The organism is Clostridium moniliforme, assembly GCF_017873235.1.
Lineage (GTDB): Bacteria > Bacillota > Clostridia > Clostridiales > Clostridiaceae > Clostridium > Clostridium moniliforme.
Window position 1 is genome coordinate 375,480 of record NZ_JAGGJZ010000002.1, and the last position, 16,771, is coordinate 392,250.

The 16,771-nt window shown below is 28.9% G+C and carries 10 protein-coding genes; all 10 read left to right on the plus strand.

Annotated elements, in window-relative coordinates:
• Positions 1-36: 36 nt before the first annotated feature.
• Positions 37-1,203 carry an iron-containing alcohol dehydrogenase gene (locus J2Z53_RS05130; RefSeq protein ID WP_209796161.1) on the plus strand — a complete coding sequence of 389 codons (1,167 nt, stop codon included), beginning with the start codon at positions 37-39 and terminating at the stop codon, positions 1,201-1,203.
• Positions 1,204-1,486: 283 nt separating this feature from the next.
• Positions 1,487-1,972 (plus strand): thiol peroxidase, encoded by a 486-nt coding sequence (gene tpx / locus J2Z53_RS05135; protein WP_209796162.1) that lies wholly within the window; start codon positions 1,487-1,489, stop codon positions 1,970-1,972.
• Between the two features lie 125 nt (positions 1,973-2,097).
• Positions 2,098-3,132, plus strand: a complete 1,035-nt coding sequence (mnmH, locus tag J2Z53_RS05140; RefSeq protein ID WP_209796163.1) for a tRNA 2-selenouridine(34) synthase MnmH — start codon at positions 2,098-2,100, stop codon at positions 3,130-3,132.
• 13 nt (positions 3,133-3,145) lie between these two features.
• Entirely contained in the window at positions 3,146-5,095 is a 1,950-nt protein-coding gene (locus J2Z53_RS05145; RefSeq protein WP_209796164.1) for a DNA gyrase/topoisomerase IV subunit B, read from the plus strand.
• A gap of 27 nt (positions 5,096-5,122) precedes the next feature.
• Positions 5,123-8,032: a DNA topoisomerase IV subunit A gene (locus J2Z53_RS05150; RefSeq protein ID WP_209796165.1), complete on the plus strand. Its 2,910-nt coding sequence runs from the start codon at positions 5,123-5,125 to the stop codon at positions 8,030-8,032.
• 15 nt (positions 8,033-8,047) lie between these two features.
• The gene (locus tag J2Z53_RS05155; protein ID WP_209796166.1) at positions 8,048-8,596 is read left to right on the plus strand and encodes a DJ-1 family glyoxalase III; all 549 of its coding nucleotides are present in this window, start codon (positions 8,048-8,050) and stop codon (positions 8,594-8,596) included.
• A gap of 17 nt (positions 8,597-8,613) precedes the next feature.
• A complete protein-coding gene (gene recJ / locus J2Z53_RS05160; RefSeq protein ID WP_209796167.1) occupies positions 8,614-10,380 on the plus strand; it encodes a single-stranded-DNA-specific exonuclease RecJ in 1,767 nt (588 codons plus the stop codon).
• 91 nt (positions 10,381-10,471) lie between these two features.
• On the plus strand, positions 10,472-11,551 hold the full coding sequence (locus tag J2Z53_RS05165; protein ID WP_209796168.1) for an undecaprenyldiphospho-muramoylpentapeptide beta-N-acetylglucosaminyltransferase: 1,080 nt from the start codon (positions 10,472-10,474) through the stop codon (positions 11,549-11,551).
• Between the two features lie 300 nt (positions 11,552-11,851).
• Entirely contained in the window at positions 11,852-15,364 is a 3,513-nt protein-coding gene (nifJ, locus tag J2Z53_RS05170; protein ID WP_209796169.1) for a pyruvate:ferredoxin (flavodoxin) oxidoreductase, read from the plus strand.
• A 171-nt stretch (positions 15,365-15,535) separates the two neighbouring features.
• Positions 15,536-16,771 (plus strand): sensor histidine kinase, encoded by a 1,236-nt coding sequence (locus J2Z53_RS05175; RefSeq protein WP_209796170.1) that lies wholly within the window; start codon positions 15,536-15,538, stop codon positions 16,769-16,771.

The following is a 16,771-nucleotide window of genomic DNA, read 5'->3' on the forward strand; positions in this document are numbered from 1 at the left end:
TATAAATTAATTTATAAAATATTAGGAGGGAGTTAGATGGAGAATTTTGATTATTCAATTAAAACAGAAATTTATTTTGGAAAAGGACAAATAAGCAAATTAGGTGAAATTTTATTAAAATATGGTAATAAAGTTTTATTAGTTTATGGCGGAGGAAGTATTAAGAAAATTGGATTATATGATAATATAAAAAATATTTTAAAGAAAAATAATATAGAATGTGTAGAACTTAGTGGAGTTGATCCTAATCCAAGAATAGAATCTGTAGATAAAGGAGTTAAACTTGTTAGAGAAAATAATATTGATGTTATTTTACCTGTTGGTGGAGGAAGTACAATAGATTGTGCAAAAGCAATATCAGGAGCTAGTTTTTATGAAGGAAATCCATGGGATATAGTTAAAGATTCTTCAAAAATAAAAAAGGTACTTCCTATAGTAACAGTATTAACATTATCAGCAACAGGCTCAGAAATGGATCCATTTGCAGTAATATCAAATATGAATACAAATGAAAAACTTGGCTTAGGTAATGAAATGTTAAGACCTAAAGCATCAATATTAGATCCAGAATACACTTATTCAGTACCTAAAAATCAAACTGCAGCTGGTACAGCTGATATAATGAGCCATATTTTTGAAGTTTACTTTAGTAGGACAAAGGATGCATATCTTCAAGATAAAATGGCAGAAGGACTTTTAAAAACTTGTATAAAATATGGAGAAATAGCTTACAATGATCCAGATAATTATGAGGCTAGAGCAAATTTAATGTGGGCATCAAGTTTAGCTATAAATGGAATACTATCATGTGGTAAAAAGGATGTATGGACAGTTCACCCTATAGAACATGAATTAAGTGCTTTTTATGATATAACTCATGGCGTTGGTCTTGCAATTTTAACTCCTCATTGGATGAGATATGTTTTAAATGAAGATACATTAGAAAAATTTTATGAGTTTGGAGTTAATGTTTGGGATATAGATAGAAATTTAGATAAAAAAGAAGTGGCTGAATTAGCTATAAAAAGAACTAGTGATTATTTTAAAACTCTTGGAATTCCACAAAGATTAAGGGATATTGGAATTGATGATTCAAAATTTAAAGTTATGGCTGATAAGGCTGTTAAATTTGGTGGATTAAAAAATGGATATGTTCCATTAAATAGTGATGATGTAGTTAAAATATTTGAAGCTTCACTATAAAATAATATTTAAAAAAAGATAGCAAATAAACTTTGCTATCTTTTTTAGTTTATTTGATAGAAATTTTTTAAAATAATTATTTATATAAATCATAAATTAACTAAAAATAAATTAATTAAATAGAGATAAAATGTACATAATAGTAGTAAGTTAATAAAATATTCAAATATAAGCTATTGAAAATAATTTTAAAAAGTATAAAATATAACTATCAAAAGATAAATGTTAGTAATAGAAAATAGTTATTGAAAAATAAATAGATTTTAATTAAGGAGTGGATACTATGATTACAATGAATGGTGAAAAGGTAACAATTAGAGGAAGCGAAGTAAGAGTTGGAGAAGAGGCTCCTGACTTTGTTGTATATAATACTGAATTAAAACCAGTTACATTAAAGGATACAGCAGGTAAAAGAGTATTTTTAACAGTTCCATCATTAGATACACCAGTATGTGATATGGAAGTTAAAAGATTTAATAAGGAAGCTGAAAAGCTTGGAGATACAACTATATATGTAATTTCAGTTGATTTACCATTTGCACAAGCAAGATGGTGCGGAGCTGAAGATGTAGATAATGTAGTTACTTTATCAGACTATAAGGACAGAAGCTTTGGAGAAAATTACGGAGTATATATAGAAGAAGTTGGTTTCCTAGCTAGAGCAGTATTTGTTGTAGATGAAAATAACAAAGTAATTTATACAGAATATTGTAAAGATATTAGTGATCACCCAGATTACGATAAAGTTTTAGAAGTTTTAAAAAAGTAGTTTAATATTATAATAAAAATAAGTTAGAAAAAATCGTACAAACATATGTACGATTTTTTTCTTTTTTTATTTTAATAAAATGTGTTAGAATAGAATGGTTAATAAATTATATAGAGGTCTTAAATATGTTTAATATAGTAGAATACGAAGAAATAGAAAAAGATAAAAATTGCATTTTAATTGATGTTAGGACGCCAAAAGAATTTAATGAAGCAACTATAGAAGGGGCTATAAATATACCAGTACTTTTAGATGATGAAAGAGAAATTGTTGGAACATTGTATGTACAAGAAAGTGTTGAGAAAGCTAAAAGTAAAGGAATAGAGTTTATTTCTAAAAGGCTTCCAGAAATATTTAATAAAATACAAGATATGTATGATCCTAAAAATAAAAAAATAGTTCTTTTTTGTGCAAGAGGTGGAATGAGAAGTGGAAGTTTACATTTTCTTTTGCATTCCTTAGGAATTAAGGTTTATAAATTAAAGGGAGGATACAAATCTTATAGAAAATATATAAATGAAAATCTTGAAAAAGTAAATAAAGATGTTAAATATATAGTTTTACATGGCAAGACTGGAGTTGGAAAGACTGAATATTTAAAAGCTTTAAAAGAAAAAGGTTTTGATATATTAGATTTAGAAGGAGCGGCAAACCATAGAGGTTCTCTTTTAGGAGGAGTATCTCTTGGCAATGCTAATAGTCAAAAAAAGTTTGAAACTAAAATTTTTGAAGAACTTAAAAATAGAAAAAGTAATCTTGTATTTGTAGAAGGAGAAAGCAAAAGAATAGGGAATATAATAATTCCAGGATATATTTTTGAATCTATGAATAAAGGGATTAATATTTATATTGAAGATTCAATTGAAAATAGAAGTGAAATACTAATAAAAGAGTACATAAAAGGCAAAGATAGTGTTAATGAATTAATTAACTGTATAGAAAGTCTAAAGAGATATTTAAATAATAATAGAATTGAACAATATAAAACTCTTTTAAAAGAAGGAAATTATAAAACTGTTTGTGAAGAACTTATGGTTAAATATTATGATCCGTTATATTCTAATAGTTTTAAAGTAAGTAATTTTTATGAGAAAATAACAAACAAAAATAGAGAAGAAACAATTAATAAATTAATAGATATTTACAACAAAAATGCTTAAGGTGGAGGTAAAAATGGTAAAAGAAAGTAATACATCATATAATGTTACGGATTTAACATCCTTAGAAAAATTAGAACCAGTAAGAATCAGACCTGGTATGTACATAGGTTCTACAGGAAGTAAGGGCCTACACCATTGTGTTTGGGAAATTCTTGATAACTCAATTGATGAAATTTCAAATGGGTATGGTACAAAAGCTACTGTTATATTAAATAAAGATAAAAGTGTAACAATAATTGATGATGGAAGAGGTATTCCTACAGGAATTCATCCTATAAAGAAAAAAAGTGGAGTAGAAATGGTATATACTGAACTTCACACAGGAGGAAAGTTTAATAATAAAAACTATAAAACTTCAGGTGGACTTCATGGTGTTGGAGCAGCTGTTGTAAATGCTTTATCAAAATGGGTAGAAGTTTATGTAAGTCAAAATGGAAAGCTATATAGACAAAGATTTGAATATGCTTACGATAAAGAACTTAAAAAGAATATGCCAGGAACTCCTGTAACACCTCTTGAAGTAGTAGGAAAATCTAAAGAAACAGGAACAAAGGTAACATTTTTACCAGATAAAGAAATATTTTCAACAACTGAATTTAAATTTGATATTATAGATGAAAGACTTCAAGAGTTAGCTTTCCAAAATAAAGGAATGAGACTTGAGCTTATTGATAATAGAAAAGAAGAACAAATTAAAAAAGAGTATTATTCAGAAAGAGGTCTTTTAGACTTTATAGAATATTTAAATGAAAGTAAAGTACCTTTACACAAAGATCCTATTTTATTTGAAGGCGAAAAGGAAATATCAGGAGTTACAATGATTGGTGAAGTTTGTATGCAATTTACAGATTCAACTACTGATAATATTGCAAGTTATGTAAATAATATTCCAACAACAGAAGCTGGAACACATGAAACTGGATTTAAAACAGGAATGACAAGAGCATTTAAAGAATGGTCAAGAAAACTTGGACTTGTAAAAGAAAAGGATAAGGAATTTGAAGGTGATGACTTAAGAGAAGGAATGACTGCAATAGTTAGAATTAGAATTTCTAATCCTGTTTTTGAAGGACAAACAAAAACTAAACTTGGCAATAATGAAGCTTACACTATGATGAATGAACTTGCATATACTAAGCTTTCAGAATGGATAGAAGATAATAAAGAACTAGCAAGTAAAATTATAAATAACGCATTATCTGCGGCACAAAGAAGAGAAAAAATAAAAAAGATAAATGAAGCTGAAAAGAAAAAAATAGGAAAAGGTGCTGCACCACTTGCAGGAAAAGTAGCAGTTTGTACTGGAAGAGATAAAAGTTACAATGAATTTATTGTAGTTGAGGGAGATTCAGCTGGTGGTTCAGTAAAACAAGCAAGGGATAGAAGATTTCAAAGTATAATGCCTTCAAAGGGTAAAATAATGAATACTGAAAAACAAAAACTTGAAAATGTACTAGCTTCAGAAGAACTTAAAATATTTAATACAGCAGTTGGAACAGGAACTTTAGATAATTACAATGAAGAAGATTTAAAATATAATAAAATAATAATAATGAGTGATGCTGATGTAGATGGATATCATATAAGAACATTATGGATGACTTATATTTATAGATATATGAGACCACTTATAGCAAACGGACACTTGTATTTAGCTCAGCCACCTCTTTATAAAGTTTATAAAAAGGTAAAAGGAAAAGAAGTAAGTAGCTATGCATATAGTGATGAACAGTTAGAAGAGGTTAAGAAAAAAATAGGAAAAGGTGCATTAATACAAAGATATAAAGGACTTGGGGAAATGAATCCAGATCAGTTATGGGATACTACTTTAAATCCAGAAAGTAGAATATTACTTCAAGTTACAATAGAAGATGCAGCTAAAGCAGAAAAAATGGTATCACTTCTTATGGGGGATATTGTTGAACCTAGAAGAAAATATATGTATAAATACGGAGAATTTTAAAAAGAAAAGATTGGAGTAATTAAGGTTATGGCTAAGAAAGTTAATAATATACCAGTGGATAAAAATATAATAAGAGTTCCACTGGAGGAAGCAATGCCAGATAATTATCTTCCTTATGCAATTGAAGTTGCAAAGGATAGGGCACTTCCGGATGTAAGAGATGGATTAAAACCAGTTCATAGGAGAATACTTTATGGAGCCTATCTTTTAAAAGCTTTTCCAGATAGGCCTTACTATAAATCAGCAAGAATAGTTGGAGATATTTTAGGTAAATTTCACCCACACGGTGATACATCAGTTTATGATGCTATGGTAATTTTGGCACAAAACTTTTCAACTAGAGAACCTCTTATAGATGGACACGGAAACTGGGGTTCAATGGATGGTGATGGGGCAGCCGCAATGAGATATACAGAGGCAAGACTTGCTCCAATTGCTATGGAAATGATTAGAGATATTGATAAAGATACTGTTAATATGGTACCTAACTATTCAGATAGTGAAATGGAACCTACAGTACTTCCAAGTAGATATCCAAATCTTTTAGTAAATGGAACATTTGGTATTGCAGTTGGTCTTGCAACTAATATACCACCACATAACTTAGAAGAAGTTACAGAAGGAGTTTTAGCATATATTGATAATCCAGAAATTACAACGGATGGATTAATGGAATATATAAAAGGACCAGACCTTCCAACAGGGGGAGTTCTTATAGGAAAAAATTCCTTAAAGTCTGCCTATGAAACAGGAGAAGGAAAGGTTTCTTATAGAGCTAAAACTAATATAGAAACTTTAGAAAATGGAAGACTTGGAATTGTAATTAATGAATTTCCTTATAGAAGAAATAAATCAAAACTTCTTCAAACTATATCAGAGATGACAGCAGATAAAAAACATGCAAAAGTTTTAGAAGGAATAACAGATATAAGAGATGAATCAGATAGAAATGGAATAAGAGCCGTTATTGAATTTAAAAAATCTTGTGATAATAAAGAAGTAGAGAAGGTTTTAAAATATTTATTTAAGAAAACAGATCTTCAATGCAACTTGAGTTTTAATATGGTAGCATTAGCAGATGGTAAGCCAGAAACTATGGGACTTAAGACTATAATAATGCACTATGTTAATCATCAAAAGGATATAGTAACTAGAAGAACTAAAAAAGAACTTGAAATTGCAAAGAAAAGATTCCATATTGTTGAAGGCTTTATAAAAGCAATTGATATTATGGATGATGTTATAAAAACAATTAGAGCATCAAAATCAAAAAAAGATGCATCAGATAATTTAATTAATAACTTTGGATTTACAGAAATTCAAGCAGGTGCAATTTTGGAACTTATGCTTTATAGACTTACTGGTCTTGAAATTAAAGTATTCCAAAAAGAATATAATGAACTTAAAAAGCAAATTAAAGCTTTAGAAAAAATATTATCACAGGAAAGAGAACTCTTAAAGGTAATTAAAAAAGAACTCTTAGAAGTAACTGAAAAATATAAAAATCCTAGAAGAACAAGTATAATAGAAGATGATAGTGAAGCTAAAATTGATGTAGAAGAACTTATAGTTATTGAAGATGTTATGGTTACATTATCAAAGGATGGATTTATAAAAAGAATTCCAACTAAAAATTATGTTAGATCAAATCAAGATGTTAATGCTATTGAATATAGAGAAGGAGATTCTCTTAAATTCTTATTTGAATCAAATACTAGAGATAATATTTTAATTTTCACTGATAAAGGAAATATGTATCAGTTAAAGGGAATAAATATTCCAGAAGGTAAATGGAAGGACAAAGGTGAAAGAATAGATACATTAATTAAAACATTAAATTTAGATGAGGAAAATATAATTAATGCAATGTCAGTAACAACTCTACACCCTAATAAATATATTCAATTTATTACTGACAAAGGAATAATCAAGAAAAGTTCATTAGATAAATTTAAAACTTCATATAGTAGAATACAAGCTATAAAATTAAAGGATAATGAAAAAGTAATAAATGTTATATTATTAGATGAAAATGAAACTAAAGATTTCTTAAAAGTAAAAACTAAATTAGGTTTAGAATTTAATTTAGAAATACCAGAAATTTTAGACACTCCAAGAAACATAATTGGTACACAATTATTCACTATAACAGATAGAGATAAAATCACAGAGTGTGAGTATGTAAATAATTTAGAATATAAAGAATTTGCCCTTGGTGTAACGGCAAAAAATAATTTAAAGGCATTTTCAAGGGTTGCTAAAAATGATGATTTAAAAACTCATACAGATACATTAAGTGATATTTTATTATTTACTGATAAGGGAAATGTAATTAAAATAAAGTCATTTTTATTAGAAGGTGTAGTTAAAAATGATATTAAAATAGAAAATATTGTTGATGGATTAATGAAAGATGAGAAAATAATAAAGATTACATCTTTAAAAAACTATGAGGAAAATTTAGCTGTATATGCAATTACTAAAAGTGGTTTAATAAAGAAAACAAATTTAAAGGAATTTTCTAATGATTTTGCATTAACTCAATATTACAAATTAAAATTTAAAGATGATAAAGTAATGTCAGTAGAAATAAATGATAACAATAATGGTGAAATAGTAATGATAACTAAAAAAGGAATGGCAATTCGCTTTTTAGCCTCTAATATAAATCCAATGGGGAAAATTGCTTCAGGAGTTACTGGAATAAGTTTAAAAGAAGATGATGAAGTTATATATGGAAAATATATATCAAAAAAGAATGAAGATGAAATAGCAATAACTTGTGAAAGTGATAAAATATTTATATTAACATCATTAAAGAAAAACATAGAAAAAGTTAAAGTTACTGATATTAAGCTTCAAAATAGAGCTGGTAGAGGAACTTATATAATGATGGTTTCATTAGATGATGAAATAAGTGACGTACAATATAATTAGAAAGGAAGAGATTTTATGAAAAAAGTTGCAGTGTTATTAGCAGAAGGCTTTGAAGAAATTGAAGCATTAACAGTAGTAGATGTTTTAAGAAGGGCAAACATACAATGTGATATGGTTTCAATTAACAAAAAAGATGTAATAGGAGCTCATAACATAAAGGTTAGTGCAGATATTTTAATAGATGAAGTTAAAGATATAGATATGGTAGTTTTACCAGGAGGAATGCCAGGTGCTACAAATTTAAGAGATAATAAAAAAGTTATAAAATTAATACAAGAACTTATTAAAGATAACAAGAAGGTAGGAGCAATATGTGCAGCACCTATTGTCCTTGCAAAGGCAGGAGTTATAGAGGGAGAAGATATAACTTCATATCCAGGTTTTGAAGAGGAACTTAAAGGTGCAAACTATAAGGAAGATGCAGTTGTTGTAAGCAATAATATAATAACAAGTAGAGGTCCTGCAACAGCTTTAGAATTTGCATATACAATAGTTAAAGAATTAAATCCTACAAAAGAAATTGATGTTAGAGATGGAATGCTATATTATATGATAAAAAAGTAAATAGAAAGGTGAATTAAATGAAAGAGAAGTGGCTTATAAGAAATAAAAAAGATGAGTTTCAAAGTTTAGCTAAAGATATGGATGAAAATAGTCTTATATTAAGATTATTAGCAAACCGAGGAATTTCTGATAAAAAGTCTGCTTCTCTTTTTCTAAATGGCACAGTAAATGATATGCATGATAGTTTTTTAATGAAAGACTTAAAGCTTGGTGTAGATATCATAAAAGATGCAATTGAAAAGGGGAAGAAGATAGTTATATATGGTGACTATGATTGTGATGGGGTTTGTAGTACTGCTATTTTATATAAAGGCTTAAAAAGACTTAATGCTAATTTTGAGTATCATATTCCAAATAGGGAAAGTGAAGGATATGGTATGAATTCAGAGAGAATAAAGATTTTAAAAGATGAAGGAGCAGAAATACTTTTAACCTGTGATAACGGAATATCAGCTTTTGAAGAAGTCGAGTATGCAAAAAGTCTTGGACTTACTGTTATAATAACAGATCATCATGATATTCCTTATGTTGAAGAAAATGGTGTAAGAAAAAAAGTATTTCCTAAAGGAGATGCAGTTATAAATCCTAAAAGGGAAGACTGCAAATACCCATTTAAAAGTCTTTGTGGTGCCGGAGTTGCCTTTAAATTTGTTCAAGGGTTATATAGAGAATTTAATATTAATAATGAAGAAAATCTAAATTTATTAGAATATGCTGCTATTGCAACTGTTTGTGATGTAGTTGATTTATTAGATGAAAATAGAATAATAGTTAAAAAGGGTTTAGAACTTATAAATAATACAAAAACTAAAGGATTAAAAGAACTTATAAACGTTAAAAATTTAAAAGATAAGAAAATATCTGAATATCACTTTGGATTTGTACTAGGACCATGTATTAATGCAACAGGACGACTTGAAATTGCAGATATATCAGTAGAACTTTTAATTACAGAAGATGAAGAAAAAGCTAAAGAACTTGCAATTAGATTAAATGAACTTAATGAAAAAAGACAAGAATTAACAATGGACAGTACAGAAAAAGTAGTAGAAAAGGTAGAAAGTACTTTAAAGACTAATGAAAAAGTTATTTTAGTATATCAAGAAGATATTCATGAAAGTATTGCAGGTATAGTTGCAGGTCGTGTAAGGGAAAGATATAATTTACCAACTATAGTTATAACTAAAGGAAAAGAAATGCCAAAGGGTTCTGGAAGATCTATTGAAGAATATAATATGTTTCTTGAATTATCAAAGTGTAAAAATCTTATGGAGAAGTTTGGAGGACATCCTATGGCAGCTGGACTTTCATTAAAGGAAGAAAATATACCTTTATTAAGGAAAGCTCTAAATGATAACTGTACATTAACTGATAATGATATAATTCCAAAAGTAATTATAGATGCAAAGTTATCTTTAGAATATATTGATTTTGATTTAGTTAATAAATTAAATGAAATGAAACCTTTTGGAAAGGGAAATGGAAGCCCTTTATTTGCAGTTAAAGATGTACTTGTAAAAAGAGTTATATTTATGGGAAAAGAAAAGAATTTTTTAAGATTTAAAATTCAAATGAAAGATGGCAAAACTATAGATGGAGTTAATTTTAATAAATATGATTATTTCAAAGAATTATTTTCTGAAAAATATGGAGAAGAAGAATTTATGAATTTACAGGATAGAGGTTATTGTAATTTTAAGATGGACATACTTTATTACCCTGAGATTAATGAATTTAATGGAAAACAAAACATACAATTATCTTTAAAAAGTTTTAGATTGTAGTTAAAAATAGTTGTAATTTAAAATAAAATATATATTATAAAAATGTATAATACGAAAAATTTAAAATAGAAATATTAAGGAGAGGATATTTTTGAGCAAATATAAAATAATAATGACTGGAGGGGGAACTGCAGGTCATGTTACTCCTAATTTAGCATTAGTTCCTTCACTAAAAGAAGAAGGCTTTGAAGTGAAATACATAGGAAGCAAAGATGGAATAGAAAAAGATATTATAACAAGCAACAATATTCCGTATTACGGAATATCATCAGGAAAGCTTAGAAGATATTTTGATATAAAGAATTTTACAGATCCATTTAAGGTATTAAAGGGTATTCATGAAGCAAAAAAAATTATATCAAAGGAAAAGCCTGATATTATATTTTCAAAAGGAGGTTTTGTAACAGTTCCAGTTGTTATAGCAGCATCAATGAAAAAGATTCCTGTAGTAGCTCATGAATCAGATATTACTCCAGGTCTTGCAAATAAGTTAGCATCTCCTTTTTGCAATAAATTATGTGTTACGTTCAGAGAAAGTTTACAGTTTGTTAAAAATAATAAAGGAATTTTAACTGGAAGCCCTATTAGAAAGGAAATTTTAACAGGTTCAAAACTTAAAGGAAAAGAAATATGTGGATTTACTGATGATAAAGATATAATACTTATCATGGGAGGAAGTTTGGGGTCTAAAGTTATTAATGACGCCATAAGAAAGAATATATATAATATTCTGAAAAGTAATAATATTATTCACATATGTGGAAAGGGCAATTTAGATGAAAGCTTAAAAAATATTGATGGATACAAACAATTTGAGTATGTAAGTGATGAATTAACTCATTTAATGCATGCAGCTGATTATATAATTTCAAGAGCAGGAGCTAATTCTATTTTTGAATTTCTAGCATTAAAAAAGCCAACTTTATTAATTCCACTTTCAAAAAATGCAAGTAGAGGAGATCAAATTTTAAATGCAAACTCATTTAAAAAAGAAGGATTTTCACTTGTAATGCAAGAAGAAGAACTTGAAAATGAAGGTATTTTAAAAGGAATAAAAATGTTAAAAGAAAGTAAACAGCAATTGATTAAAAATATGAATGAAAGCAAGATGAATGATGGCGTTAAAGAAATTATAAATGTGATAAAAAGTAGCATTCAGAGAAAAAAGTAGGTTTTTAAAAATGTATAATAACAAAGGAAAATTTTATATATATTAATTAAAGTTAACAACTTGCAAATTTAAAATTGTGTTATATAATAAAAGAGATGATTTTTTTTATGTATAAAAAAAGTTTTTAAAGTTAATATATTTTGTAATTTTAGATATTAAATAAAATTGTATTTTACGTTGTTTACTCAAGATATAATTTTATTTTATATATAGACATAAAAAACTTTCTCAGGTTTTTTATGATTAATAAAATTTAAAAATTTATATTTTTAGTTTTTATAATGAAAGAGGGGTCACGCGATGAGAAAAATGAAAACTATGGATGGTAACACTGCAGCAGCTCATATATCTTATGAGTTTACTGAAGTTGCAGCAATCTATCCTATAACACCATCATCACCAATGGCTGAGCACGTTGATGAATGGGCAGCACAAGGAAGAAAAAATATATTCGGTCAACCAGTTAAGATTATGGAAATGCAATCAGAAGGAGGAGCTGCTGGAGCAGTTCATGGATCACTACAAGCTGGTGCATTAACAACAACTTATACTGCATCACAAGGTTTATTATTAATGATTCCTAATATGTATAAAATTGCTGGTGAATTACTTCCAGGAGTATTCCACGTATCAGCTAGATCATTAGCTACTTCAGCATTAAATATCTTTGGAGATCACCAAGACGTTATGGCTGCAAGACAAACTGGATTTGCAATGCTTGCTGAAGGATCAGTTCAAGAAGTAATGGATTTATCAGCTGTAGCTCACTTATCAGCTATTAAGTCAAGAATTCCATTCTGTAACTTCTTTGATGGATTTAGAACTTCACATGAAATACAAAAGATTGAAGTTTTAGATCAAGAAGATTTAAAACCATTAGTTGATATGGAAGCTTTACAAGCATTCAGAGATAGAGCATTAAACCCAAGTCATCCTGTAACTAGAGGTACTGCTCAAAACCCAGATATTTACTTCCAAGAAAGAGAAGCTGTAAATAAATTCTACAATGCTGTACCAGATATTGTTGAAGGTTACATGGCTGAAATCACAAAATTAACTGGAAGAGAATATCACTGCTTCGATTACTATGGTGCAAAAGATGCAGATAGAATTATTATTGCTATGGGATCATGTACAGATGTATGTGAAGAAACAGTAGATTACTTAAATGCAAACGGACAAAAAGTTGGTGTTGTTAAAGTAAGACTTTACAGACCATTTGATGTTGAAAGATTAAAGAAAGCTATTCCAGCTACAGTTAAGAAGATAGCTGTATTAGATAAAACTAAGGAACCAGGAAGTAATGGAGAACCATTATACTTAGATGTTATGAGTGCATTTAATGGAGATAAGAATGCTCCTGCAATTATCGGTGGAAGATATGGATTAGGATCAAAGGATCCAAACCCAGGTCATATTGCTGCTGTATATGAAAACTTAACTAAAGATGAACCAAAGAACGGATTTACTATTGGTATAGTTGATGATGTAACTAACACTTCATTAGAAGTTCATGAAGATATAGATGCAACTCCAGAAGGAACTACAGCTTGTAAGTTCTGGGGACTTGGATCAGATGGTACTGTTGGTGCTAACAAGAGTGCTATCAAGATTATCGGAGACCATACAGATATGTATGCTCAAGGATATTTCTCATATGACTCTAAAAAATCAGGTGGTATAACAGTATCACACTTAAGATTTGGTAAGAGACCAATAAAATCACCTTACTTAATAAACAAGGCTGATTTCGTTGCTTGTCACAACCAATCATATGTATATAAATACAATGTTTTAGAAGGATTAAAGAAGAATGGTACATTCTTATTAAATACTATCTGGAGCCCAGAAGAAGTAGAAGAACATTTACCAGCTTCATACAAGAGATATATAGCTGAAAACAACATTAAGTTCTACACTTTAAATGCTGTTAAGATAGCTCAAGATATCGGACTTGGTGGAAGAATTAACATGATAATGCAATCAGCATTCTTTAAATTAGCTAGCATTATTCCAGTAGAAGATGCTGTTAAGTACTTAAAAGAAGCTGTTGTAACTTCATACGGTAAGAAGGGACAAAAAGTTGTTGATATGAACAACGCTGCTATTGACAAGGGAATAGAATCAATAGTTGAAATTAATGTTCCAGAATCATGGAAAACAGCTAAGGACGAAGCTAAGGTAGAAGGAAGACAAAAACCTGAATTCGTTACTAAGATAGTTGAACCAATGAATAGACAAGAAGGATTTGACCTTCCAGTATCAGCATTTAACGGAATGGAAGATGGTACTTTTGAACAAGGAACAGCTGCTTTCGAAAAGAGAGGAATAGCTATAAATGTACCAGAATGGGATAAGGATAAATGTATACAATGTAACCAATGTTCATATGTATGTCCACATGCTGTAATAAGACCATTCTTATTAAATGAAGAAGAAAAGAACAATGCTCCAGAAGGATTAAAATTAGTTCCTGCTAAAGCATTAAAAACTGAAGAACCAATGAGCTACTCAATGTCAATAAGCCCACTTGATTGTACTGGATGTGGAAACTGTGCTCAAGTTTGTCCAGCACCAGGAAAGGCTTTAGTTATGAAGCCAGCTTACACTCAAGAAGCTGAAATAGCTAACTGGGATTATGTAACTCATGAAGTTTCACCAAAGAAAAACCCAATGAACAAAAACACAGTTAAAGGTAGCCAATTCGAACAACCATTATTTGAGTTCTCAGGAGCTTGTGCTGGATGTGGAGAAACTCCATATGCTAAGCTTATAACTCAATTATTTGGAGATAGAATGATGATAGCTAACGCTACTGGATGTTCATCAATATGGGGAGGATCAGCTCCTTCAACTCCATACACAACTAATCATAAAGGATTCGGACCTGCTTGGGCTAACTCATTATTCGAAGATAATGCTGAATTCGGATTAGGTATGTTCTTAGGAGCAAAAGCTATAAGAGAAAGATTAGTTGATAAAGCTAATGAAGCAATTACTTCATTAGAAGAAGGAGAAGCTAAAGAAGCTCTTAAGGCTTGGGTTGAAAATGTTGAACTTGGAGAAGGAACTAGAGATAGAGCAGATAGAGTAGTAGCTGCTTTAGAAGGTTTAGATAACAACATTGCAAAAGAAATATTAAAAGAAAAAGACTTCTTAGTAAAACCATCACAATGGATATTTGGTGGAGACGGATGGTCATACGATATCGGATTTGGTGGAGTAGATCACGTACTTGCATCAGGAGAAGATGTAAACATATTTGTATTTGATACAGAAGTTTACTCAAATACTGGTGGTCAATCATCAAAGGCAACTCCAACAGCTGCAATAGCTAAATTTGCTGCTTCAGGTAAGAAGACTAAGAAGAAAGACCTTGGAATGATAGCAATGACTTACGGATACGTATATGTTGCACAAATTTCAATGGGAGCAGATAAGAACCAAACTCTTAAAGCTATAGCAGAAGCTGAAGCTTATCCAGGTCCATCATTAATAATTGCTTATGCTCCATGTATCAACCATGGTATAAGAATAGGAATGGGTAACAGTCAATTAGAAGCTAAGAAGGCAGTTGACTGTGGATATTGGGGAATGTACAGATACAACCCACAATTAAGAGGAACAGGAAAGAACCCATTTGTTCTAGATTCAAAAGAGCCAACAGCTGACTTTAAGGAATTCTTAATGGGAGAAGTTAGATATGCATCTCTTGCTAAAGCATTCCCAGAAGCTGCAGATGCTTTATTTGAAAAAACTTATAATGATGCTATGGAAAGATTAGAAGGTTACAAAAAATTAGCTGGAAAATAATATAGTTCATTAAATAAAAGAACTCAGATGATATTATTCATCTGAGTTTTTTACTTTAAGTTATATTAAAAACTAGTATTGCTTTTTATAAAGTTTACAAAGTATAATTAAATTAAATATTTAATCTAATTAAATATTTTATATTTAAATTGTAGAATCAAGGAGATAAATATGCCTAAAAAATTTTTATATTTAAATGATGTAATAGATATAGATGTATTTCAAAAAATACAAGATGATATTGCAGAGGCAACAGGGGTTTCCATTATAACTGTTGATTATAAAGGAAAGCCAGAAACGAAACATAGTAAGTGTAGTGAATTTTGTACTCTTATGAGAAAGAAAACTAAGTATGCTGAGCTTTGTGAAAAATGTGATTCAAGAGGAGGACTAGAAGCAGCAAGATTAGAAAAACCTTATATTTATAGATGTCATAAAGGATTAATTGATTTTGCAACTCCTATTATAGTTAATGGACAATATTTAGGATCGGTTATGGCAGGACAAATATTACCTAAAGAAAAAGATATAGAACTCGAGGATATTGTAACTAGAGAAAATATAGAACTTAATGAAGATAGTGATGAAAATAGTGAGTTAATAGAGGCATATAAAAAATTGCCTATAGTTGAATTTGAGAGAATAAAATCTATAGCAAATATGATGTTTCATATAAGTAATTACATAGTAGAGGAAGCTGTTCTTAAAATGGCTCAAAATGAATTAAATGAAAAAAATATAAAGTTTATAGAAGCTAAAAAAGAAAAGGCAGAGCTTGAAAAGGAGTTTGAAGCATGTAGATTAAAAGCACTTCAATCTCAAATTAATCCTCACTTTTTGTTTAATGTATTAAATAGTATATCTTCCCTTGCTATAATAGAAGAGGCACCAAAAACACAAGAGGTAATATATGATTTATCTAATCTACTTAGATATACACTTAAAAAAGTAGATAAGATTCTTCCAATTGAAGAAGAATTGGATTATATAGAATCTTATTTAAGTCTACAAAAAGTTAGGTTTGGAGAAAGATTAGATTATAAAATTGATATTGATAATGAGTTAAAAGATAAAAAAATTCCATTTATGACTATACAAACATTTGTAGAAAATGCTATAGTTCATGGATTAGAATTAAAGGAAGATGGAGGAAGGGTAGATATATATTCAGAGGAAAATGAAGACAGTTTAATTTTATGTATTAAAGATAATGGAACTGGAATAACAAGAGATAAATTAAATGAAATAAGAGAAGATTTAAAATATAAATATGATAATAATTTAGATAAAATTGGAATAAATAACGTTAACAAAAGAATGGCCCATTATTATGGGGATGATTATAATATAGAAATTCAAAGCAAGGTTAGAGAAGGTACTTTAGTTAAAATTATTTTAAAAAAGTAG

Bases quoted from the DNA above. Each gene is read 5' to 3' on its own strand.
- J2Z53_RS05130 (WP_209796161.1), top strand. From the start codon at position 37: ATGGAGAATTTTGATTATTCAATTAAAACAGAAATTTATTTTGGAAAA.
- tpx (WP_209796162.1), top strand. From the start codon at position 1,487: ATGATTACAATGAATGGTGAAAAGGTAACAATTAGAGGAAGCGAAGTA.
- mnmH (WP_209796163.1), top strand. From the start codon at position 2,098: ATGTTTAATATAGTAGAATACGAAGAAATAGAAAAAGATAAAAATTGC.
- J2Z53_RS05145 (WP_209796164.1), top strand. From the start codon at position 3,146: ATGGTAAAAGAAAGTAATACATCATATAATGTTACGGATTTAACATCC.
- J2Z53_RS05150 (WP_209796165.1), top strand. From the start codon at position 5,123: ATGGCTAAGAAAGTTAATAATATACCAGTGGATAAAAATATAATAAGA.
- J2Z53_RS05155 (WP_209796166.1), top strand. From the start codon at position 8,048: ATGAAAAAAGTTGCAGTGTTATTAGCAGAAGGCTTTGAAGAAATTGAA.
- recJ (WP_209796167.1), top strand. From the start codon at position 8,614: ATGAAAGAGAAGTGGCTTATAAGAAATAAAAAAGATGAGTTTCAAAGT.
- nifJ (WP_209796169.1), top strand. From the start codon at position 11,852: ATGAGAAAAATGAAAACTATGGATGGTAACACTGCAGCAGCTCATATA.
- J2Z53_RS05175 (WP_209796170.1), top strand. From the start codon at position 15,536: ATGCCTAAAAAATTTTTATATTTAAATGATGTAATAGATATAGATGTA.